This window comes from Duncaniella dubosii (genome assembly GCF_004803915.1).
Classification (GTDB): domain Bacteria; phylum Bacteroidota; class Bacteroidia; order Bacteroidales; family Muribaculaceae; genus Duncaniella; species Duncaniella dubosii.
On the sequence record NZ_CP039396.1, the window covers coordinates 3,151,877 to 3,175,607 of the forward strand.

16 protein-coding genes and 3 pseudogenes are annotated in these 23,731 nt (G+C 46.4%); 7 read left to right on the top strand and 12 right to left on the bottom strand.

Going from position 1 to position 23,731, the window contains the following annotated elements; genetic code table 11:
- Positions 1-2: 2 nt before the first annotated feature.
- From E7747_RS14000 to E7747_RS14030, 7 genes are all read right to left on the bottom strand, one after another.
- Entirely contained in the window at positions 3-1,601 is a 1,599-nt protein-coding gene (locus E7747_RS14000) for an MBOAT family O-acyltransferase (protein ID WP_228449180.1), read from the bottom strand.
- A gap of 59 nt (positions 1,602-1,660) precedes the next feature.
- Positions 1,661-2,887 carry a GDSL-type esterase/lipase family protein gene (locus E7747_RS14005; RefSeq protein ID WP_168185358.1) on the bottom strand — a complete coding sequence of 409 codons (1,227 nt, stop codon included), beginning with the start codon at positions 2,885-2,887 and terminating at the stop codon, positions 1,661-1,663.
- A 107-nt stretch (positions 2,888-2,994) separates the two neighbouring features.
- A complete protein-coding gene (locus E7747_RS14010) occupies positions 2,995-4,401 on the bottom strand; it encodes an SGNH/GDSL hydrolase family protein (protein WP_136416618.1) in 1,407 nt (468 codons plus the stop codon).
- 52 nt (positions 4,402-4,453) lie between these two features.
- Positions 4,454-5,620, bottom strand: coding sequence for a chorismate-binding protein (locus E7747_RS14015; protein ID WP_136416620.1), 1,167 nt, complete (start codon positions 5,618-5,620; stop codon positions 4,454-4,456).
- A gap of 19 nt (positions 5,621-5,639) precedes the next feature.
- Entirely contained in the window at positions 5,640-6,950 is a 1,311-nt protein-coding gene (gene rimO / locus E7747_RS14020) for a 30S ribosomal protein S12 methylthiotransferase RimO (RefSeq protein WP_123614491.1), read from the bottom strand.
- 6 nt (positions 6,951-6,956) lie between these two features.
- Positions 6,957-7,916: a signal recognition particle-docking protein FtsY gene (gene ftsY, locus E7747_RS14025; protein ID WP_136416622.1), complete on the bottom strand. Its 960-nt coding sequence runs from the start codon at positions 7,914-7,916 to the stop codon at positions 6,957-6,959.
- Positions 7,917-8,058: 142 nt separating this feature from the next.
- A complete protein-coding gene (locus E7747_RS14030; protein WP_168185359.1) occupies positions 8,059-10,614 on the bottom strand; it encodes a DUF5686 and carboxypeptidase-like regulatory domain-containing protein in 2,556 nt (851 codons plus the stop codon).
- 129 nt (positions 10,615-10,743) lie between these two features.
- On the opposite strand from E7747_RS14030, the gene E7747_RS14035 reads away from it, so the two are divergent.
- Both E7747_RS14035 and E7747_RS14040 read left to right on the top strand, forming a co-directional pair.
- On the top strand, positions 10,744-11,211 hold the full coding sequence (locus tag E7747_RS14035) for a CYTH domain-containing protein (RefSeq protein WP_136416625.1): 468 nt from the start codon (positions 10,744-10,746) through the stop codon (positions 11,209-11,211).
- Between the two features lie 11 nt (positions 11,212-11,222).
- Positions 11,223-11,519, top strand: a complete 297-nt coding sequence (locus E7747_RS14040) for a nitrous oxide-stimulated promoter family protein (RefSeq protein ID WP_136416627.1) — start codon at positions 11,223-11,225, stop codon at positions 11,517-11,519.
- 25 nt (positions 11,520-11,544) lie between these two features.
- Here the strand turns inward: E7747_RS14040 and E7747_RS14045 are convergent.
- From E7747_RS14045 to E7747_RS14055, 3 genes and pseudogenes are all read right to left on the bottom strand, one after another.
- Positions 11,545-12,830: pseudogene (locus E7747_RS14045) on the bottom strand (bifunctional folylpolyglutamate synthase/dihydrofolate synthase).
- 73 nt (positions 12,831-12,903) lie between these two features.
- Positions 12,904-13,473, bottom strand: a complete 570-nt coding sequence (locus E7747_RS14050) for a chromate transporter (RefSeq protein ID WP_136416629.1) — start codon at positions 13,471-13,473, stop codon at positions 12,904-12,906.
- Positions 13,470-14,072, bottom strand: coding sequence for a chromate transporter (locus E7747_RS14055; RefSeq protein ID WP_136416630.1), 603 nt, complete (start codon positions 14,070-14,072; stop codon positions 13,470-13,472). The genes E7747_RS14050 and E7747_RS14055 overlap by 4 nt, the downstream gene beginning before the upstream one ends.
- A 324-nt stretch (positions 14,073-14,396) precedes the next feature.
- Here E7747_RS14055 and E7747_RS14060 point away from each other — a divergent pair.
- From E7747_RS14060 to nifJ, 5 genes and pseudogenes are all read left to right on the top strand, one after another.
- Positions 14,397-15,209, top strand: a pseudogene (locus E7747_RS14060) (CoA transferase); the annotation flags it as partial.
- Positions 15,210-15,253: 44 nt separating this feature from the next.
- Complete coding sequence (locus E7747_RS17090; RefSeq protein ID WP_228449181.1) at positions 15,254-15,694, top strand: CoA transferase; 441 nt, start codon at positions 15,254-15,256, stop codon at positions 15,692-15,694.
- Between the two features lie 261 nt (positions 15,695-15,955).
- Positions 15,956-17,625, top strand: a pseudogene (locus E7747_RS17540) (thiamine pyrophosphate-binding protein); the annotation flags it as partial.
- A 114-nt stretch (positions 17,626-17,739) separates the two neighbouring features.
- On the top strand, positions 17,740-18,711 hold the full coding sequence (locus E7747_RS14070; protein WP_123614501.1) for an AEC family transporter: 972 nt from the start codon (positions 17,740-17,742) through the stop codon (positions 18,709-18,711).
- Between the two features lie 109 nt (positions 18,712-18,820).
- The gene (gene nifJ, locus E7747_RS14075; protein WP_136416632.1) at positions 18,821-22,438 is read left to right on the top strand and encodes a pyruvate:ferredoxin (flavodoxin) oxidoreductase; all 3,618 of its coding nucleotides are present in this window, start codon (positions 18,821-18,823) and stop codon (positions 22,436-22,438) included.
- A 163-nt stretch (positions 22,439-22,601) separates the two neighbouring features.
- Here the strand turns inward: nifJ and E7747_RS14080 are convergent, their stop codons facing one another.
- Both E7747_RS14080 and E7747_RS14085 read right to left on the bottom strand, forming a co-directional pair.
- Positions 22,602-22,883 carry a winged helix-turn-helix domain-containing protein gene (locus E7747_RS14080; RefSeq protein ID WP_123614503.1) on the bottom strand — a complete coding sequence of 94 codons (282 nt, stop codon included), beginning with the start codon at positions 22,881-22,883 and terminating at the stop codon, positions 22,602-22,604.
- Entirely contained in the window at positions 22,880-23,509 is a 630-nt protein-coding gene (locus E7747_RS14085; protein WP_136416634.1) for a hypothetical protein, read from the bottom strand. Before E7747_RS14085 ends, E7747_RS14080 begins: the two co-directional genes overlap by 4 nt.
- Between the last annotated feature and the right edge of the window lie 222 nt (positions 23,510-23,731).

The window sequence follows — 23,731 nt, forward strand, 5'->3', positions numbered from 1 at the left end:
AATCAATATTGCAGATATATGAAGGGCACAATATCGCTCTGACGAACCTGAATGACAACAAGAATCACAATAGCGAGAATCACAGCCTGAACGAAAACAGGAGCATTCTCAAACATCATTTTCGGTTTGTCTGTCAACCGTGACGGAGTTATATGGATAATGTAAGCCCCAGCCATCAACAAAACAATGTTCAAATACCCCGACACAAATTGAGGTGCCACCGATAAATGGAAATCGAATAATATCTGATGCCACATCATACCTACATCCTCGAGCGAAGGCGCACGGAAAAACATGAAAGTCACCGATATAATCAGAAAAGTGAAAATCATGTTGAATCCCTTTATCCAAGGAGAAGATGACAGACCGGAATCCATGACGACCACTTCACCGGTCTCAGTAACCGCCGTACGAGAAACTGTCAAAGGGAAAACCCTGCGTAGAAATTTATGGACAACCAAAAGACCTCCATGAATCGCCCCCCATATAACATACATCCATGATGCACCATGCCACAAACCACCTATGACCATTGTCGCAAACTGATTGAAATACATACGGGAACGCGAACAACGGTTTCCACCTAAGGGTATGTAGACATAATCGCGCAGCCATGTTGAAAGTGATATGTGCCAGCGATGCCAGAATTCCGTTGGATTCTGTGCTTTGAAGGGAGCATTGAAATTTTCGAGAAAACGATAGCCCATAAGCAGCGCTATACCGATGGCCATGTCACTGTAACCTGAAAAATCGCAATAAAGCTGGACTGTGAAGCCCAAAGTAGCCATCATATTTTCAAATCCGCTGTAGAGTGCCGGATTGTCAAAAACGCGGTCGACGAAATTGCCGCTGATAAAATCGGCAATCACAACTTTCTTCACAAGGCCGGTCATGATAAGATAGACACCTTCAGATGTCATAGCTCTTGTCACGATAGGATTACCTTTAATCTGCGGGAGAAAATCCTTAGCCCTGACAACAGGGCCGGCAAGCAAAGGAGGGAAGAATGTAAGAAAGAACACATAGTCAAAGAGACTGTGGCATGCACTGAGCTTACCACGATAGAGATCAACTATATAGCTTATAGAACGGAAAGTAAAAAACGAAATACCGGCAGGAAGCAGAAGAGATTCAAAACCGCCACTGACAGTAAAGAATTTTGACAGCGTGTCAATAATCAGATGAAAATATTTAAAATATGCCAGCATCCCGACATTCACCACGACATTTACACCGACAATCAGTTTTTTAGCCGATAAAACGCCTCGCTTGTCGGCCTGTTCCATTAGCAAGCCAAGCACATAATCACTAACGCATACTCCAACAAGAATCAGACAGCAGATTCCTGATGACTTATAATAGAAATAAAGTGAAAACAGGATGACCAATGCCATCTTCAAGACACGGACTCCCTTCACAATCCAAAACAAAATCATGAAGGCCACAAAGAGGAGCATGAACAGTCCCGTATTAAACATCAACGGCTGATGTGGATCATATCGCAACACGTCCACCAGTTTATCAATGTCGATATTGACAGCTTCAAGCAGAATCGAAGCTTTGGCCGCAAGCCCGAAAAAGAATTCAGCTAATGCTTCCAATTTTCAAGAGTATATTAAATTTTTAAGATAAATATTGATGAAACAACCTTAAAGACTTTTCAATTCTGGCTTCGTAGTGCATCCATAATAGCATCATAGAGCAGACGTCCCTCAAGATTATAGCCCTTGTGTGTATGGTGTACTCTGTCCTTGGCAAACAAGTCTGAATTTATCCAAGATGTGCTTGCTCCGGTTCCTCCGGCCACATCATACCAGTCATATACAGCCACACCGTTAGCCTTTCCATAGTCAAGTATGGCTTTTCTTAACGGAGCTATGTTTCGGTTGACAGCATATGTCTTATTGGTGCGTGTCACAGTACGGTATCCTTTCCTACCTTTCCTGCGGACACGCGCCTTACTTTTTGTCAGTACGCTTCGGTGACATTCCATCGGAGTAGTCAGCAAAATCAGAGCGTCGGGATTGGCCTGACGCACATTGCTTACAAGCAGGTGTATCGAACGCTTGAAACGCGCAATATCCTGTCGGCCGAATGCCTCGTTAGTGCCAAGTGAAATAATTACGAGATTTGGATGTAATGGATTTATCCCAAGTCCGACAGAGCCTATTCTGTTATAGGAATCAAACGTTGCTCCATTGTTTCCTATTGAGTGATAGAACACACCCGGGCGTTCGCCTGAAAGAGAGGCCCCATAGAGCGTAAGGTCACCGGCTGATGCGAATTTCACATTGATTTTAGTCGCAAGCGACGACAATATTATCTGGGTATAATCACGCGAAGGAATAGCTCTGAAGTCCAGCTTATTGCCATCCGCATCCGTCACTTCCTTGATGGAGAGTTTGCCGTTATGAAAAAGGGTCGTTGATGAAAACGGATTATAATCGTCAGTATCCTTAGTGCCGATTGTCAGCTCGCTCGTAGAGCTTGCAGGACGAATGGAAGTTCCGGTAAAACCGACGGTCTGCATCCATGAAGTATTCATTAATTTTACCGTGTTCCATGAATTGCTGCTCTGAAACACATAATCTGTAGGCTGATTGGTGCCACATATTTTCAAAGGCGATACAAGACCACGCCCGGCATTTCCAAAATCATATTGAAGCAGCTCTCTTACCGTAGAAGTATTTATATCGGCCTGCACATGACTGTCACCGATATGCACAATCGACACCGGGGATTCCTTGCTCATTTCAAAAGCTCTGCGAAGACCTGTCCAGTCCGCTCCGTTATATATAATGTGGTTGGCATTACGCTTGATGAAAGACGGAATCGGAATATCAATATCATCAGCTTCGTCGGGAATAACGACGAAATCTTCCCGCATTTCTTTGTCTATAGTTCCACTACTATTGTAGGCCAACGGAGCCTGGGCATATACAAATGCCGGTAAAGCCAATGATGCAAAAAAAGATATAATTTTATTATATGAAGTCATTTCAAATCTGATTGTATAGCATTAAAAAGTTCTTTGGCCAGACGCGCTCCACCTTTGTGGGTAAGATGGATGTAGTCTTTATTGATGAATCCGGCTCCGCTCCATTCAACCACCGCATTTTCACCGCCCATTGCCTCTCGGGTATCCCAAAAGAGGCAGTGTGCGCGACGTGCGGCATCGCGCTGAGCGCTGATCATGAACGAAGCAGTCGACATTGATTTTACCTGTGACCCGACTTTCTCTCCTCTGTCACCTACGCCCATAAGCAGGATATCAGCTTCAGGATAACACACTCTGACATGATTTATCACATCGACCATGCGAGAGCAATATATGCTGTAATCCTTCTGCTTGGCACTCATGGCATTTATGCCGAATTCAAGAATGATAAGATCGTAATCAATATATTCAGCCATTTCTCTTGAAAGATCAGGATTGACTTTTGTAAGCGTTATGCCTGAAAATCCTCTTGAAGACATACAGTCTACGCTTATGCCGGACGCACCGTCAAGCCATACACCGAAACCAATCAGAGAAGTAGCCGAGGTCTTAATGCCGAACTTGGAGACAGGACCTCCGACCTCCAGACATTGAACGGACGGTGAACCTGATATATTGCGCTCCTCCCATTCCGAATCGTCGGTTTTAACACTGATTGTCACATCTTCGGGCGAAATGAACAGGAATCTGGAACGTGACCACGATTTTGTCTGCGGAAATGCAGAAGTCCCCTCGTATAGAGATTTAGCTGTGCCAGTAGGGATAGAGTACTGCTCCGCTATGTCGATATATTTTCTATCAATCTTTTTATTAGCGGTAAAAGTTTTCCAGCCATCACCGCTCTGTTTCACAGAACGCCTAAAGCCGGGAAAGTTTGTGTGCATATTTACATAGCCTACTCCCTCGCCGCCATATTCTCCTTGAAGAAGCGACCTAAGATCCTGAGTAAAAATATCACCTTCGATATAACTGTCGCCAACCACGGCAACGCGCATAAGTCCACCTTCCCCGAGGGCAGCCTTGAAATTAGCCAGCCCAACCCCGAGAGTCGTATAATCTTCAATCTTGACAAGCTCGCCCACCCTTGACGGCTTCACAGGAGAAATAATCGTATCAATCGGCTCGCCTTTTTCAGGAATAATCGTATCAATCGGCTCACCTTTTTCAGGAAAAATGTCCACAGGTTCACCCTCGGCCTGAGCCTGAATAAGAGCAGGGTCAATGTCTTCTGTCGTTTCGTAAGAAGGCGCTCCTTCAATTATCCCGACCTCTTTCAAAATGTCGCTGACAAGACTGAAATCCTTAATTTGACCTCCACTCCATTCTGACAGAGGGAGCAGCGACATTATGGCCACTATGGCCACAGCCACAATTATAATAATTACAGGAGATCCTTTTTTCATTGCAATGCCATGTTTTGGATAGTGCGGAAATTTTATATTCTCAATAGAGATTTCAGTATACCATCGGAGCATCAAGAATTTCTATGCTCCCAGAATTAATCATCGTCCCCTCGACAGCAAACGAACCGTCTGCCCCGGAAAGTACCTTCGCGAGAACTTCTGTTTTCGCATTTGTTTCATTCCATTCATCCTCTTCTATGGAATCAGCTACTATGCCGCCTCCGGCATAAAGATTACACAGCCATCCTGATGTCTTACCGAAAACAGCAGGAGCCATAAAACAGCAACGCAGGTTCACATAAGAATGGTAATTGCCATCAATCCTGACCCCGACATAACCTCCGTAGCAGTTTCTGCGATGAGTCTCATAACGGCTGATTTCCTCAAGAGCTTCATCTCGCGGATAGCCGGCGACTGCCGGAGTCGGGCTTAATTCCTGCATGAGATCAACGACATCAATATCGCCACGCGCAGATATTTCAGTACACAAATGCTTTATATTCAAAAAACGCCTCTCCGACAGATCGTCAATCGTCACGTCAAGACCTTCTTTCTTCAGAGTCTCAGCTATGAAATCAGCCACGATTGACTGTTCATAAAGATTCTTTTCATCCCAAGACGCATCATCGTCACTCCTTCGGGTTCCTGCGAGCGCCATCGTTCTGACTTCTCGGCTTTTGGCATCGCTTTCAAGCAGAAGTTCAGGCGTAGATCCGAACCAGATGCCAGTTTCGGGCGTGTAGCATAAGTAGCGAAACGTCGAGTCTGTCAGACTGAAGTAATCCATGACTATGTCAACAGGCAGCCGTTTCGTAAAAACAGTACGATGACGCGAGAGGACGGTTTTGCCTCCGTCCGATTTAAGTCGTGGTATTATACGCGAAAAAGCCTCATGATAACTTGCACGAAAAGTTGCGGATATACGCGGCCGTATCTCCGCACAAGGCTGACAAAAACTACGGGCCTTACACAATTGAAGCAGAGCCTCAGCATCAAGTGAGAACTTTACTCCGGGTGTATAAGCCTCGTCATTGTCAAAAAAATTTATGAAGAAACAGTCTGTCAAATCATCGACAAACGCAGGCGACATACCTGTCTCACCCACCGGCGATGCGTAAAACACCAGCCTGTCAGTGCCCGGAAGAGCATAGAGGACAAAAGGGATTCTGCGATTCAGACAAGCATTCACCGCGTCCCTTGTCAGTTCATCAATCTTCATGTTGTTAATTGGATGTCGTTTAGATAACCGGCTCAGCCATGAGCTCGAATGGAAGCGCTGAAATTACTTTCACATCATAGAATTCGCCCTTCTTCAATGGCACTGTCTTGCGGATAAGCACTTCCGGGTCGACCTCTGGCGAATCAAACTGTGTACGGCCAACATAGAATTCATCTTCTTCACGATCAACCACCACTCTCATCTCAAGTCCGATTTTCGACTCCTGAATCGAAAGTGATATTTCCTCCTGCTCAGCCATCAGACGGGACAAACGATTCTGCTTAACTTCATCGGGGATATCGTCTGTAAAAGACTTTGCGCCGTAGGTATCTTCCTCCTCACAATAGGCAAAGGCTCCCATTCTCTCGAAACGCTGTTCCTTGACAAATTCTACAAGTTCCTCAAATTCTTTCTCTCCTTCACCGGGGAATCCGACCATCAACGTCGTTCGGATATGTATTCCGGGAACTCGACGACGAATCTCGGCAAGCAATTCACGCGTTTCCTGTCCTGTGATATGTCGACGCATATTTTCAAGCACATTGTCGGAAATGTGCTGCAATGCAATGTCAAGATACTTACACACGTTGTCATGCCGAGACATGACATCAAGCAGTTCCATCGGAAAATCCTTCGGATAGGCATAGTGCAGACGTATCCATTCCACACCCTCAACCTTGGCGATTTCATCAATCAGGCGCGCAATCTCGACTTTACCATATAAATCCTTGCCATAGTTCGTGAGATCCTGAGCAATGACATTGAACTCTTTGACACCTCTGCAGACAAGCATCCGGACTTCATCGACAATTTCCTCTACAGAGCGGGATTTATAACGTCCTGTGATGAGAGGGATGGCACAAAAAGAACAGAAGCGGTTACACCCCTCGGCGATTTTCAGATAGGCATGATGGCGCGGAGTGGTGATGACACGATCATATGGAGCGCTTCCGGGCGCACGATTTACAAGATCGAGAACCAGATTGGACCAGTCTGTCTTTCCATACCAACGGTCAACCTCCGGGATTTCCGCCGGAAGCTCATCGGCATAGCGTTGCGACAGACAGCCCATGACATAGAGGGCATCGATTGCGCCTTCATTTTTTGCCTCACACCATGCGAGGATTTCATTGACCGACTCCTCTTTGGCGTCGCCGATGAAACCACAGGTATTGATTACAACAATTTTCTCGCCGTCGCTACCGATAAATTCATCAGAAGCAGCATCGGCAACATCATAACCGACATCAGCAAGCATTCTCATCAGACGTTCCGAATCGACAAGATTTTTGGAACATCCCAAAGTAATGACTGCAATTTTCTTTGACATGTATTTTTACTTTTCGCCGAAAAGTGATTGAACAAATTCTTTTTTATGGAACACCTGAAGGTCTTCAATTCCTTCACCGAGACCAATATACTTCACAGGAATCTTGAACTGGTCGCTGATTCCGATGACGACACCTCCCTTGGCCGTACCGTCAAGTTTTGTGATTGCAAGCTCGTTTACCTGAGTTGCGGCGACAAACTGCTTGGCCTGTTCGAAAGCATTCTGGCCTGTAGAGCCGTCAAGGACGAGCAGCACTTCGTGCGGAGCTTCCGGGACAAGTTTCTGCATGACGTTTTTGACCTTGGTAAGCTCGTCCATAAGACCTTTCTTATTATGGAGACGTCCGGCAGTGTCAATAATGACCACATCCGCATTGTTGGCAATTGCGCTCTGGAGCGTATCGAAAGCCACCGAAGCCGGATCTGCACCAAGTTTCTGCTTGACGACAGGGACATCGGCGCGTCTGCCCCATTCCTCAAGCTGCTCGATTGCAGCGGCGCGGAATGTATCTGCTGCGCCAAGGACTACTTTGTTTCCTGCCTTCTTAAACTGTGCGGCCATCTTTCCGATTGTGGTAGTCTTTCCGACACCGTTTACACCGACAACCATAATCACATGCGGCTTATGTGAGGCCGGAATGGTAAAATCGTCCAACGAGGAAGCTTCGCTCTTCTCGGCAAGCATATCGGCAATCTCTTCACAGAGCAGACGGTTGAGCTCCGACGAACCCACATATTTGTCTCGTGCCACACGTTTCTGTATACGGTCGATTATGCGCAGTGTAGTATCAACACCAACATCAGAAGTGACAAAAACTTCTTCAAGATTATCAAGCACCTCGTCATCGATAGTCGATTTTCCGGCTATGGCATGTGAAAGGCGGTCGAACAGTCCACGTTGTGTTTTTTCAAGGCCCTTGTCAAGGGTCTCTTTCTTTTCGCGCGAGAAGAAATTGAAGAATCCCATATTTGTAACGTTTTAGAACTGCAAAATTACTCAAATTTTCCCTATTATCCAAACAGCATCACCGGCCTTGGACAACAAAAAGGCTTATAAAATCGACCATATTTCCAACAATGCCGGAAATATGGTCGTTAATATGATTTTTTCAGAATGAAAAATGGAATGTGAAACGCACACCGCTCTTACATGCTCCGGGATTATCGCGATAAGTCAGACGCCATGTATAATCCACACGCAGGACACGGAATATATTGTCCAATCCCGCTCCTATCTCCATATAAGGCTGATTTGTCATCTCTTGCGTCTCGGCAATAGACGGAAACGCATAAAGTTCCGGATTAAGACGCGGGTTGTTGCGATCGCTAAGATGCCCCCATACGCCTTTGAATGTGACAGCCTCGCGAAGCTTGAGCTTTTTGAGTAACGGGATATTATTAAGAATTGCTCCATTTGCCCAATATGTAATGTCCCATTGTGCATAAGAATCGTTTATAAACTCCATCGGATTCAAACAGGAGAAAAGATCCGACTGTATTATATATGAAAGATTCGCGCCGGGAATAAGCAGATTTGGATAAGGAGAACGCGACCAGACATGACCACCCTTTATTCCTACATCCACACACCCGAAAGCCGACAGCCAGAAGCGCTTGCTTATAGAAGCTTCTGTCACGTTCAATGCAAACGGATTGCCCATAAAGCCTTTAGGCGCAAAAGTATGTGAAAGCGTCATTATCGGCGCATCAAGGTTGATAGGCATACGTCCGGTTTTCATCTGATAGAATTTCTCACCGGGAGCATATCGCAGAAGAAGCCGGAAAGAATTCATGGTATAGTGCGCAAAGTTTTCGCCATAGCCATTGACAAATGTCATGAAACGGGTTGAATACTGACGTTCCTGCCGGATGCGGGCTTCCAATGAAAAATGTTTTTCCGTCTCAAGGATATATTCAAGTTTGCTCACACGGTGATAGGTCTCTTGCCTGTCGGGCATACGGCGGAACGAAAGGAATACGTTGTCGACATTGTGCATAACCGACAACTGCCCTAAACGGTCAATGTCATAAAGCTGCGTCGCGCGAATCGAATGTACCGGAAATTCACGCGAATGATATTCCTTGTCCCGGAATGAATATTCCAGTTCAGCGCTATATTTCCATTTATGATCCTTAAAACCACGGGCAATGTAGCCGCGTCCAAACCAACGTGGCGAGATATTTGCCGTCGTCATACCTCCGAGCTTAAGGCGCAATCCTTCTACTGCGTTATATGAAAACATCGTCGTCATTGGACCGAGATCAAAATAAGATGGTTTCCCGGTGGGAACATAGCCCGAGGTGACAAGACGGATTGTTTTCTCTCCCCAATAGAACAATGGCACAGAGCGCAGACGAGCCATCATCTGCTCTATTGAATTTGCGCCCCTGCCGATTTCAGCTTTTCGGTTCTCAGTCCAGAACTCAGAGTCCTGACATCTTGCCTCGGGAGCATAAATCTGGTCAGCTCCACGGTCAAACAATGACTGATCCGAAGCAAGGTCAAAGTTGTGACCGTCATAAACGGTGTAGCGATGACCGTAAAGACCCGGTGTGCCGGGCAAGACACGAGCCTCAAGCATCATATCATCTTTAACTTTCAAACGCGAGCCGTCAGAAGCTTTTTCGTAATCCTGCTTTATGACAAGCCCCTCTATGAAGTTAAGATTAATATCGTGTGGAGCCCGCAATATTATCCGTTTGATAAACATGGTCGTATCACCCACCGGAACATAGAAACGGCCTGTGAAACCAAGGCTGCTCGGATTACGCGGGACAAACGTCAACTCGACACAGCGTGTCGTGTCAACAGTCACCGTATCAGTCAGATAAAATTTATAAAAATCGGGAGCAATCCGAGAAAGAGGAGAGACAAAACGCACCTGCAATATGGTGATATCATTATCATAGACATCCACCTCGCGCATTACATCCTCATAAAATGTCTGGACGCTCTGCTTATCAAGCACATCGTCAAATCCCGATGACCTAAGACCGCTGACATACTCTTTCCGCGATTCAGGCGACCTGCGGTAATGCACCGACGAAAGCTTCTCTCGCAACGCAACATTAAGTATAGGCTTGCCGGAAATTTCAGATGTATCGACATATTCTTTCAGAAAAGCGAAACTACCACCTATTCCCTTTTTTCCGGAATCCTGAGGATGATAATCGTTTATGGCAAGAGTTATACGTTCATACTTATCATAGTTAAAATTATCGTTACGACGTGGATCAGTCAGATCCTGAGTACGACGAATCTTCTCCATGAAGTCGACTGCCGGATTGTTTTTCTTGGAATAATGTTCGCGTTTCGGTCTTGCAATCACCTCACCAAGCATTACCCCGGTCGGATGCAGATCTATGTCAAGATTTACAGTGCCTGACTTGGGCTTAACCGCGAGAGTCTTGTCGCCATAGCCTATAGCCGAAGCAAAAATACTGTCAAAACTCAGCGAAGTTGAAATCGTATATCGTCCATCGTCATCTGTCAGGACACCTCGTTCAGTCCCTTTAAGCATTACAGTGGCAAACGAAACCGGCTCACGAGAAACGGAATCACGCACAACACCTGTCACTGTCACATTGACAGCGATGACACTAAATGAGGACAGAATGTAGACTAAAAATATGATGATGCGCAAATGCGGGCGCAAATTGACCATATGGAATCGTTGCAAATCGTGACAATCTTCTTTAACTTTGCAAAAGTAGATATAATCGACAATATTAACACTATTGCCGGTATCCATTTTCACTATTTTAACACTCACAAGACTAAAAAACGCTTCTGCATGGCAAAAGAAATTGAACGTAAATTCCTTGTAACCAATACATCATTCATATCCAAAGCCGAATCATCGACGAATATCCGCCAAGCATATATTTCGACAAATCCAGATTCAACAGTGCGTCTGCGAATCAAAGACTCACAAGCCTATATGACTGTCAAAGGGCGCAACAACGGAGCGGAACGCGATGAATGGGAGTTTTCAATACCCTATTCCGATGCCTGTGAAATGGCCCGGAAACTATGCGGCGGTTTTTCAATTGACAAAACACGTTATATCGTAGACCACGAAGGCTGGAAATGGGAAATCGATGTATTCCACGGTCGGCATGAAGGGCTGATTGTAGCAGAGATCGAACTGCCGTCAGCTGAATGTCAGCCGCCTTTGCCTAAATTTATAGGTAAAGAGGTCACCGGCGATGCGAGATACTACAATTCCATGCTGTCGTTGAACGCGGGCATTCCTGTATAAGCGAAGATGAAATGGCAAAATATTCACGCATAGAAAAAGAAAAACGCACTATCGAAATGATGATAAGGCTTTACTGCCGCCGTCATGAGAAAAACGGGATGCTATGCGACAAGTGCCGTGAGCTGCTTGCTTACGCACATGCCAGACTCTCACGATGTCCGTTCGGCGATAAGAAACAGTCCTGCAGACATTGCCCTATTCATTGCTACTCCCCATCAATGCGGAATCAAATCAGAGTTGTCATGCGCTACTCCGGCCCAAGGATGCTGTTGTTTGCGCCTATAGAGTTTCTTAGACACTTGAAGTGAATACCTTCCGAGGGCTCATGCTCTATCATAAGGTTTCAAGCTTGATGTCGGCTACAAGGAAATTGCTTCCGGCAACAAGTATGAGGTCATCAGCTCCAGCTGATTGCTTCGCCAATGAGAGAGCCTCGTTGACATCCGGGACAACCGTTCCCGACAAGCCAAATTCCAATGCTTTCGCCGCAAGCAGATCGGCCGGAAGTCCACGCGGGACTGACGGCGCGGAAAATATATAGCCTTATCTACATTTATGTCGGAAATCTTCTGCAGAATCGCAGATATGTCTTTATCATTCACAAATCCGACAATCAGATGAAGCTTTCCGCATCCGCACGACGAGAGCTGATGTGCAATATACTCCCATCCTCCGATATTATGCCCCGTATCACAGACGGTAAGAGGCGTTTTACATATCGTCATCCACCGTCCGATCAAACCGGTGTCACCACAAACATTCGCAAAACCGGCTCTGACAGCGTCTGGGGTTATTGCAAACCCGTTCTCAATCAACCGTTGGATAGCACAGAGAATCGTAGCCGTATTTTTTATCTGGCACTCTCCGGCAAGCTCACCGACTATCTCACCGAAAGGAGTAGATTGATAGATAATTTTCCCCTCCTCTATTCGTCCCGCAACACTGTCTGCAAAATATATTGGCGCCCCGACCTCCTTTGCCTTATCGATAAAAACCGGCTCTGTCTCCGACAGCCGCTCTCCAACCACGACAGGCACTCCGGGTTTGATTATCCCAGCCTTCTCATAAGCAATCTTCTCGACAGTATCTCCGAGTAGCCCTGTATGGTCAAGCGATATATTGGTGATAATGCTCAGACAAGGCGAAATAATATTGGTGCTGTCAAGTCGTCCTCCAAGACCTGTTTCAATCACGGCGACATCGACTTTTTCATTCGCAAAGTGTTCAAACGCCATTGTAGAGGTCAGCTCAAAAAAACTTGGATAAAGTTCACTGCCTGAAGCTTCGCTTTTCCATCGTTCCACGAAGTCAACCACTGATGCTTGAGGAATTTTACGTCCATTCACGCGTATACGTTCACGGAAATCAAAAATATGCGGCGACGTGTAGAGCCCGACTTTAAGACCAGCACGCGCAAGAACAGCAGCCAACGTATGCGCTGTCGACCCTTTGCCGTTAGTCCCGGCTATATGGATTGTCGGATACGCTCTGTGTGGATTCCCGAAAATATCATCAAGGGCTATTGAGGTGGCAAGCCCCGGTTTATAGGCCGATGCCCCGTCTCGCTGAAATACAGGCAGAGAGTTATATAAAAAATCAATCGCGTCCTGATAAGTCATAACTGAATAATAAAAACTTAGCTCGTTATACTCTATTACAATAGTACTTGGATTATACTTAATTTCCCCGACTTCAATATATGATCCATCCTGCAAAGCCGGCAAGACAGATAATCAAAATCGGATGCCATTTCACCCAATAGACAAGCACAAAGGCCGCGATACACAACACGATACTCCAGAGCACCTGTGTATTTTCCTCGCCAAAATTTGCTGAATTCATCAACAGCAATGCGGCTGATACAATCAGGCCAACAACAACAGGACGCAAACCTGCAAAAATACCTTTGACAACAACACTGTCTTTATGTCTGCGTATCAGATGGCTCGTAAAAGCGACAAGGATAAACGACGGAAGAACTACGACAAGCGTACAGATAAGCGAACCAAGTATACCATAAAGAGGCGAGGCAAAAGCATCGGAATATTCAGCCGGAGCGACATATCCTATGTAGGTAGCCGAATTGATTCCGATAGGGCCCGGTGTCATCTGAGAAATTGCAACTATATCAGTAAACATCTGCTCTGTAATCCACCCCGGGCCTACAATTTCCCTTTCGATAAGTGCAAGCATGGCGTAGCCACCGCCAAATCCGAAAAGTCCGATTTTAAGATATGACCATATCAGTTTAATGTAAATCATAGCTCCTCATCCTCCTTTCTGATTTCTTTTTCAACTTTCTGAAGTGATTTCACATGGTGGGAAAACCAAAGCCATCCGAAAAATCCACCTGTCACGATATAAAGTATCGGATTGGACACTACAGGCCATTTTGAATATATCAATAAGGCTACTCCTATCGGTATCACAATCGTCTTCCATCCTATTTTTGCTGCTTTCGCCGACGAGATGACAGGGGCTATAATCAAAGCCACAACCGCCGGGCGCACTCCTTTAAATATAGCCGAAAGAGTCGGATTATTCTTAATAAGATCAGGAGTAAGGAAAATCGCTATACAGAGAATTATCATGAACGACGGCAATATGCACCCTGCCGCAGCGGCAATCGAACCTTTCATACCGCGAAGCTTATCGCCGACAGCAACCGAGATGTTGACTGCCAATATTCCCGGCAAGGACTGTGCAACGGCAAGGAGGTCGAGAAACTCTTCGCGCTCTATCCAATGATGCTTGTCGACTATCTCCTTTTCGATTATTGAAATCATGGCCCATCCACCACCGAAGGTGAATGCTCCTATTTTAAAAAAAGACAGAAACAGTTGTAGACAGATTCTATTCATAAATTTACATTTATGAATCCTAATAGCGAGGTGTACGATATTTCCATCTGTATTTCAAGACTATAGCACACCGCTAATGAAGACTCTATTATTTTTAGAGCGCAAATTTACTAAAAAATGGTTAAAGAAGATATAAAATCAACTTTTCACATATCGGTTTGTTATAAGTATAAAGATTTGGGCAAGCAACGGCATAATATGAAAATGCCGATTTGAGTCAGAGAAACACACACATGACCTATAATATATGTAAACCCAACTCCAATAATCCAGACTACGAAAAAACATAAATAATCATCAATTCTAATTTTCATACTTACAATTATGAACACTGCACCTCTTCAAGGAATCAAGGTGATAGACTTCACCGAAGTACAATCAGGTCCTTCATGTACTCAGATGCTCGCTTGGCTCGGAGCTGATGTCATCAAAATTGAACGCCCCGGCAAAGGTGATGCCACCCGTAAAGAACTACAATTTGACCCTGACTGCCCAAGTTATTACTTCCTACAGTTAAATTCAGACAAGAAATCACTTACCCTTGATGCAAAGACGCCCGACGGAAAAGCAATCCTTACAAAGCTTCTTGAAACCGCCGACGTATTTATTGAGAACCTTCATCCCGGAGCAATGGACAAACTCGGATTCAGCTGGGAAGAAGTCCACAAACTTAATCCTAAATGTATTTACGGCACAATCAAGGGATTCCCGATATCATCGAAATATAAAGACCTCAAGGCATACGAACCTGTAGCGCAGGTAACAGCCGGCGCAGCCTCAACTACCGGATGGTGGCAAGGTCCTGACAATGTGCCTACACAGTCAGGAGCCGCACTTGGCGACTCGAACACCGGCATGCACCTTCTCATCGGTATCCTTTCAGCCCTGTTACAGCGCGAAAAGACCGGTGAAGGCTGCTACGTATATCAGTCTATGCACAATGCCTGCCTTAACCTCTGTCGTATCAAGACCCGTGATCAGCTCACCCTTGACCGCCTTGGTTACCTCACACAGTTCCCGCAGTACCCGAATGAAAAATTCGGTAATTTCGTTCCGCGTAGTGGTAATCAGGAAGGTAGCGGCGTGCTTGGCTGGACATATAAATGTAAAGGCTGGGAAACTGACCCCAACGCATATGTTTATGTAATCCTTCAGCGCGATGCTAAGAGTTTCGAACTTGCATGCAAGGCTTTGGATTTGAAGACTGGCTTACAAATCCTGACTTCAATACCGCTGACGCCCGCGACAAGCATAAACAGGAAATCTACAAGAGAATCGAATCGTTCACAATCAACAAGACCAAATTTGAAGTGACCGAGCTTCTCTCGAAAGCAGCAGTGCCTGTTGGTCCTGTCTTGTCAACCAAGGAAATCATGGATGACCAGAGCCTCTATGACGGCAACACACTCGTCAAAATCAATCAGGGCGGCAAGGTCGGTGAGTTTGTGACTGTCGGATGCCCGTTTACTCTCTCAAATTATCAGCCGACATACGGCCCGTGTCCTGAACTTGGAGGAAACACAACAGAAGTTCTTAAAGCATACGGATATACAGACGAACAGATTGCAGCATTCGCAGCCAACCATACGACAACTCCCATGCCCAAGCCTGCGGAGAAATAGACATCTGCATAATCTGGAACTCACACTCAACGAAATCTAAATTTCATTTTTACAATCATAAGCGAGGGGACAATTTCCTATTGTCTGCCATGCAGATTCAATTGAGAATTGTCCCCTCGTTTCTTTTTAGATTTATTGAGTTCAAATACAGAAAACAACGTCTATCAATCAACTATCAAATCTATCATTATGGCAACTAACAATAATATCGCCCCACAGCAATCCGCTCCCCATTTCCCGGAGCAGGTGACAGGAATGTATATATTAGCGAGGGCGCTTAAAAACGTAGGCATTGAAAATGTCTACGGTCTTGTCGGCATACCTATTACCGAGGCCGCTTACCTCGTTCAGGGGCAAGGCATACGTTTTGTAGGCTTTCGCCATGAACAGCAAGCCGGCATGGCAGCCGCAACCGAAGGCTTTCTGACAAAGAAACCCGGAGTACTCATGACCGTATCGTCTCTCGGATTCATGAACGGTCTGACAGCAACCGCAAACGCCACCGTCAATTGCTATCCGATGATTCAGATTTCCGGAGCAAGCGATCCGACGATGGTCGACATGAACATGGGCACCTACGAACAGCTCGACCAGTTCAACACGGCCAAACCGTTGGTCAAGGCAGCCTTCCGCTGTAGCCATGCCAAGGATATACCCTCTGCTGTCGCCCGTGCGTATCGTGCTGCCGTTTCAGGACGCCCGGGCGGTGTCTATATCGACATGACAACACCTGCGCTGGGTGAAATCATGGATCGCGAGGAGGCAGAAAAACTCCTCTATCAGCCTGTCGATGTCTATTCGCCTGTTGCGCCCAATGATGTCGCCGTCGAACGAGCCGTCGAGCTTCTCGCTTCCGCCAAACGTCCGGCAATACTTCTCGGTAAAGGAGCAGCCTACGCACAAGTCGACGATAAAATCAAGACAATCATAGAGAAATACAATATCCCTACTTCCCGATGTCAATGGCCAAGGGCCTTATGCCCGATGCCGGACCATTGAGCGCGCTGTCATGCCGTTCTACCATAATGGAGAAAGCGGACGTCGTCATGATTATCGGTGCTCGTCTAAACTGGCTGCTCTCGTTCGGACACGGAGGCAAGTGGAATCCGAACATGAAATTTATCCAGCTTGATGTCGAGCCTCAGGAAATTGATGTAAACGTTCCTATTGCAGCACCTGTAGTTGGCGATATGGGACTTGCTCTCGATGCCATGCTTGCAAAGATGGATAGCAAAAAGATGAGTACAGACCCCACATGGATTCCGGCACTGCAGCAGGAGACAAAAGAAAAGGATGCCAAATTTGCGACGCGCCTATCTGATGCCAAATCGCTGATGCCAATGCACCACTGGACAGCCCTCGGAGTTGTCAAGCCTATTATCGAATCCAATCCTGATGTCATCCTTATTAACGAAGGTGCAAACACACTTGACGACACCCGCGATGCCATCAATATGTCACTCCCGCGCCACCGCGTTGACTGCGCTACATGGGCGATCATGGGCATGGGCATGGGTTCGACCGTCGGGGCCGCAGTTGCGACAGGCAAATCGGTCGTAGCTATCGAGGGGGACTCTGCATTCGGGTTCTCAGGAATGGATTTCTCAACAATCTGCCGTTTCAACCTGCCGGTAACCGTTGTGATTTTCAACAATGGAGGCATCTACAACGGCATCGGCGTTCCGCTTGACAAGACGACAGACCCCGCTCCTACCACCCTTGACATTCATGCCCGTTACGATAAACTCGGAGCAGCCTTCGGCGCTCAGACCTATTATGTTCAGACTCCCGACGAACTTGACAAGGCTCTGCGCGAGAGCATCGCAAGCAAGAAACCATGTCTTATCGACGTGCAGCTTGCCGCAGACTCAGGTAAGGAATCAGGCCATATCGGCTATCTGAATCCGGCACCTCTTCAGGATATCACCGTTTAAGGAAATTTCCCGAAATAACGCGACTCACACGGGCGCATAGGAAATCTGACATATAAAATCAGCCATGCGCCCGTGTCAATAAAAGTCAAACTCATCATCAATTCATAGTTTATGAAACACATTATCCTTTATGCCATCGTCCCTATAATCGTAGTGATGCTGGCCGGTTACATTTCGGGAAAGAAGGGTATTTTCTCAGGTGAAGACGCAAAGAAATTCAATAAAGTAGTGCTTGACTACGCCCTTCCTGCAGCCCTGTTCGTGTCAATCGTACAGGCAAGCCGCGAAATGCTCGCCAGAGATATTAAGCTTTCGCTTATTTCGCTTGTCGGAATCATGCTCTGCTTCATGATTGTCTACTTTGTGTTCCTTATGTTTAAAAAGAATACAGGCGCTGACGCTGCGATTTCGGCTCTTATCAGTGGTTCACCAACCATCGGCTTCCTCGGATTTGCGGTACTTGAACCGATTTTCGGCACGACCCCCTCAGTGGCACTCGTAGTTGCAATCGTCGGTATCGTTGTCAATGCAGTCGGTATCCCTGTAGGTCTGTCTCTTCTCAACGCATCACTTGAGAAACAAAATCCCGGTTCTTCCAAAAACAAAAGTGCATGGGCACCTGTGATTCATGCCCTCGAACAGCCGGTAGCATGGGCCCCTATTCTTGCTGTCATCTGGGTGGTAGTCGGTATACCTTGGCCGGAATGGGCAAGCCCATCGTTTGATCTTATAAAAGGTGCGAACGCATCAATGGCCGTATTCTCTGCAGGTATTACACTTTCAGCAATCAAAATCTCAATTGACTGGCAGGTCATACTTGGTTCAATACTTAAAATGGTGATGATGCCGGCAGTCATCCTGATCATGGGACTCATTTTCCACATGGATCCCCTCAACCTAAAGATGCTTGTCGTAGCCGCAGCTCTGCCACCGGCATTCTCCGGAATCATCATCGCTGACGAATACGACACTTATGTGGCGGAAGGCACATCATCACTGACTCTTTCAGTAATCTTATTTATCGGATTCTGCCCGCTATGGTTGTGGATAACAGACATGTGTGTACACTCCGCAGCGCTCTAATTCAAATTTAAGAATCCTAAACCACAGGACATAAGGGAATGGCATTCCCTTATGTCCACTATTTATCCTCTCTCAAACCTACCCATCACTTTATCAATGAAAAACGGAGATGAAAAAGCAAATTCTTGACGGATGTACCGCAGCAGCACATGTGGCTTTCGCTCTGAGCGACGTAGCTACTATATATCCTATAACGCCAATAGCCTCTATGGGTGAGACTGCCCAGAAATGGGGACTTGCCGGGCGGCGCAATCTAATGGGACAGGCACTGGAGGTAAAAGAAATGGAAAGTGAGCTTGGGGCAGCAGGTGCTGTACACGGAGCGGCGGCCGCCGGAGCACTCGCCACAACGTTTACGGCATCACAGGGATTAATGCTGATGATTCCCAATATGTATAAAATTTCCGGCGAACTACTGCCCGTGGTATTCCACGTCGGTTGCCGGTCGCTTGCCACACATGCACTCTCCATATTCGGTGACCATCAGGATGTGATGGCATGTCGTGCCACGGGGTTTACCATGCTTGCGTCGGCTTCGGTGCAGGAGACAATGGACCTCGCGCTTGTGGCTCATCTGGCCGCAATCGAAGGCTCACTTCCTGTGCTACATTTTTTTGACGGATGGCGCACATCCTCGGAAATGGATACTATAGATGTCATTGACTATGAGGACATGCGTCCGCTTGTCAATTGGGACAAGGTAAACGAATTCCGACGCAAAGCAATGAATCCGGAACATCCCGGACAAAGAGGATCTGCACAAAATCCGGATGTTTATTTCCAGAACCGTGAAGCATCAAATAGATTTTACGACGCATTTCCTGCCATAGTCCAGAGTTGTATGGACAAAGTGGCAAATCTGACAGGACGCAGTTATCATCTCGTCGACTATTACGGAGCGCCTGATGCCGACCGTGTGATAGTAGCAATCGGGTCGGCCACAGAGGTGGTCAGCGAGACCGTCGACTACCTCAACCGAGAAAAAGGCTATAAGACCGGTGTCATAAAAATTCACCTCTACCGCCCATTCCCGGTCGAGGCATTCCGAAAGTCACTCCCCGACAGCGTAAAGACAATTGCAGTTCTTGACCGCACGAAAGAACCCGGGGCTCAGCATGAGCCTCTTTGCGAGGATGTAATGTCAGCCCTGTATAATACGTCACGATCCTCTGACATCAGAATCATAGGTGGACGCTACGGACTTTCAAGCAAAGAGTTTGATCCTGCAATGGTAAAGGCCGTGTTTGACGAAATGGCAAAAGACAACCCCAAGAATCCGTTTACAGTAGGAATTAACGATGATGTCACCAATCTGTCACTGGACGTGACAGACAATATCGAAACTGATGTAGCATCCCAGACTTTCCAGTCAATCCTGTACGCTATTGGAAACGACGGTACGGTAGGCGGTACAAAACAAGCGGCTGAAATCATCGGCAATAGCCCCGGTCTGTATGCTCAGGCTTATTTCAGCTATTCGGCCAAAAAGTCAGGCGGATATACAATTTCGCAGCTGCGCATAGGCAGACAACCCGTTATCTCAGCTTACGGAATCAATGGAGCCGACTACGTAGGGTGTCACAAGGCATCATACGTCAATCGCTTCTCAATGCTTGACAAAATCAAGGAAGGAGGCACGTTCGTGCTTAACTCTCCTTGGACACCCAAGCAGATGTGCGAGAGACTTCCGCTTGATATGCGCAGGACAATCGCTGAAAAGAAACTTAAATTTTATAACATCGATGCCGACAGTATAGCTGCCCAATGCGGACTCGGCACACGAATAAACATGCCGATGCAGACGGTATTCCTTTATCTGACAAATATCATACTTTTTGACGAAAGCCTCGGTGCTTTGAAGGAACAGATAAAGAAGACTTATATCCATGAAGGCGGTGATGTCGTGGAGAAGAATCTCAAGGCGGTCTCTCTGACAATCAATGCGCTTCATCGAGTCAATTATGGAGAAATGTCCGAATGGCTTACAAAGCCGGAAAACACCACAAAGCGTGAATTAAGGTTTGCAACCCCACAACTCGAAGCATTTATAAAGAACATACACACGCCATGTATAAAAGGTCATGGCGATATGATTCCTGTATCGGCTCTCGACCCAGCCGGAATACTGCCTATGGGTACGACGGCATACGAACATCGAAGGATAGCGACACGCGTCCCGGTATGGGATGCTGACAAATGTGTCGAATGCATGGAATGTTCGCTTGTATGTCCTCACGCAGCCATACGGCCGTTCATCCTATCGGCTCAAGAAGCAGCGAATGCCCCGGAAAACTTCAAAATGAAAGATGCACACGGCTCGCCGGCTCTCAACGGTTACAAGTTCCATATACAGAACTATCCGGAAGATTGCCTTGGATGCTCCTCATGCTCAATAATCTGTCCGGGGCATGCCCTTACGATGACACCGCTTGAAGAAGTGCTCGAAACCGAAATACCATTGCTCGAATGGGCTAAGACAAATGTCTCGCTTAAAGACAATCTGCTTGCACGCACCACTGTCAACGGCTCTCAGTTGCAACAGCCATGTCTGGAATTTTCAGGAGCATGCGCGGGTTGCGGTGAAACACCTTATGTCAAACTGCTCACACAGCTTTTCGGCGAACGCCTTCTGATTGCCAACGCGACCGGATGCAGTTCTATATGGGGAGCGAATTTCCCATCCAACGCCTACTGCACCAATCCCCAAGGCAAGGGTCCGGCATGGGGCAACTCGCTCTTCGAAGACAACGGCGAATACGGTTACGGAATGCTTGTGGCTGTCGAGCAACGCAGACGCAGGATAGCCGGGCTGGTCAAAGAACTGATCGACAATCCCGACACCCTGCCCTATCTCAGACAGCCTCTCGAAGCATGGTATTCCGCCAAGGATGATCCCGAACTCTCTGCCGAGACAGGCGAACAGCTTAAATCAATGCTCACACCAGTCAAAGATATGAATCCGGCATATTCCCGACTGCTCGAAGATGCCGATATGTTCGGAAAGAAAAGTGTCTGGTGCATCGGAGGTGACGGATGGGCTTACGATATCGGTTTCGCCGGACTGGACCATGTGCTTGCATCAGGCGAACCAATAAAAATCCTTGTCATGGACACTGAATGCTACTCCAACACAGGCGGACAGACATCAAAGGCCACTCCGCGCAGTGCAGTGGCAAAATATTCGCCTGAAGGAAAACGTGTGGCAAAAAAGGAACTCGGACGGATGATGATGACCTACGGGTCAGTCTACGTAGCGTCCATTTCCCTCGGCGCAAACTATCAGCAAGCCATAGATGCACTTTCAGAGGCCGAACGTTATCCCGGGCCGGCAATCGTAATAGCATATTGCCCATGTCTGACCCACGGTATACGACCGGGGCTCGGGCATTCGATCGTAGAGCAACGCAGAGCTGTCGAATCAGGCTATTGGCCTCTCTATCGCTTTAATCCGGAAGCCTACGCCAAAGGTGAGAAGGCACTGTCTATCGACCAAGCCATTCCGGGCACGGACAATAGCGGTTCAAACGGCTCATCCTCACTGACAGCCTCTCCTTCATATCCCAACAGCGAGCCTGTCAGAAACGTGGAGGAATATGTAATGAACGAAGACCGCTACGCCGATTTAAGTATGACAGACCCGCAAGAGGCAGGAATTCTGCGACCTAAACTCCAGCAGGACTGCAACCGCAATCTTGATGCGCTACGATCACTGGCCGGACAAAAATAATAGTGATGATTAACAGCAAAACCTACGGCGCTATATAACAATAGTTTTGACGTTGATTTTGAAGAAGAGGGAGAAGCTGCTGCCGTAATGCTTCTCCCTCGTTTTTTGATCATGCAGACATCTGCAGGACTGCTTCCGCAGCTTATGCGAGTCAATAAACCCACTATAGATTCAGATACTCTTTCAGAGTTTCGACATATTCCTCAAATGCCTCACGACCAAGACTTGTAACCCGACACACAGTGCGTGTCTTCTTCCCGGCAAAACCTTTCTCAATGGCGATATATCCGGCCGATGAAAGTTTGTCGAGCTGCACACTTAGGTTACCTGCGGTTGATTCTGTCTTTTCTTTGAGATAGACGAAATCAGCCTCATCCAAGTTCATAAGCACTGACATAACAGCCAGCCGCAATTGAGAATGGAGCAATGGATTCAACTCTTTCATTTCGTTATCTTCTTCAATTTATGTCTTATAATAACAGCCGGCACAATAAACATCATAAAGAAACAGAATATGTAAAGCGGGATAGTCCATGAAACGAACAGTGGCGTTCCGCAAAGAGGACTCACAGCTGTTATCAGACCAGCAACAATAGAAAATATGCCTCCGAATACGTATGATTTCTCTTTCAATATGACACCTGTCATGGCAGCTGCGAAACCGACAACAATAAATGCGAAATAAAACATTGCAATCCAAATCTGTGGATAACCAATCGCATCATAAATCAGACAGATTGCCGTAAGGGCTATAGTGATATAGCCGACTATGCGCCAAATTCCATCATTGACATATTCGACATAAGTCTTCTCATGTCTCTTAGCCTTCTTCCGTCCCATTGAAAAATTCAAAGGATAACCAATTATAGGGATTGCAAGCCATATATAATTGTATCTCGGGTCATGTGTAATCAGACAAAGAATGCCGACTATGACTGCTGTCACTATCGACAGAGTTGCCCACATCACAGACACCCGTGTGTCGGGGGTGGCGATTCGTTGTTTAGAGTCCTCTATCATTTTCGTGATAAGAGCCATGCTTTCCTGTGGCGTAAGTTTTTTGTCTTCCATTTTCTTTTTGTTTTAGAGAGTTTTTACAAATCGGTTTATTTTGTAAACCACATCTTGAAAAATAAAAGAGTAAACCCGCGCGATGTCACTCTTTGTAAATTTCATGTCGCAAAGTTAAAGCGGTTTATTTTATAAACCAAATTTTTCAAGGATTATTTTTTAACATAACGGCTATTTTTTAATAAACGACCCGGGAAACAATACAATATACAAATGGCCACC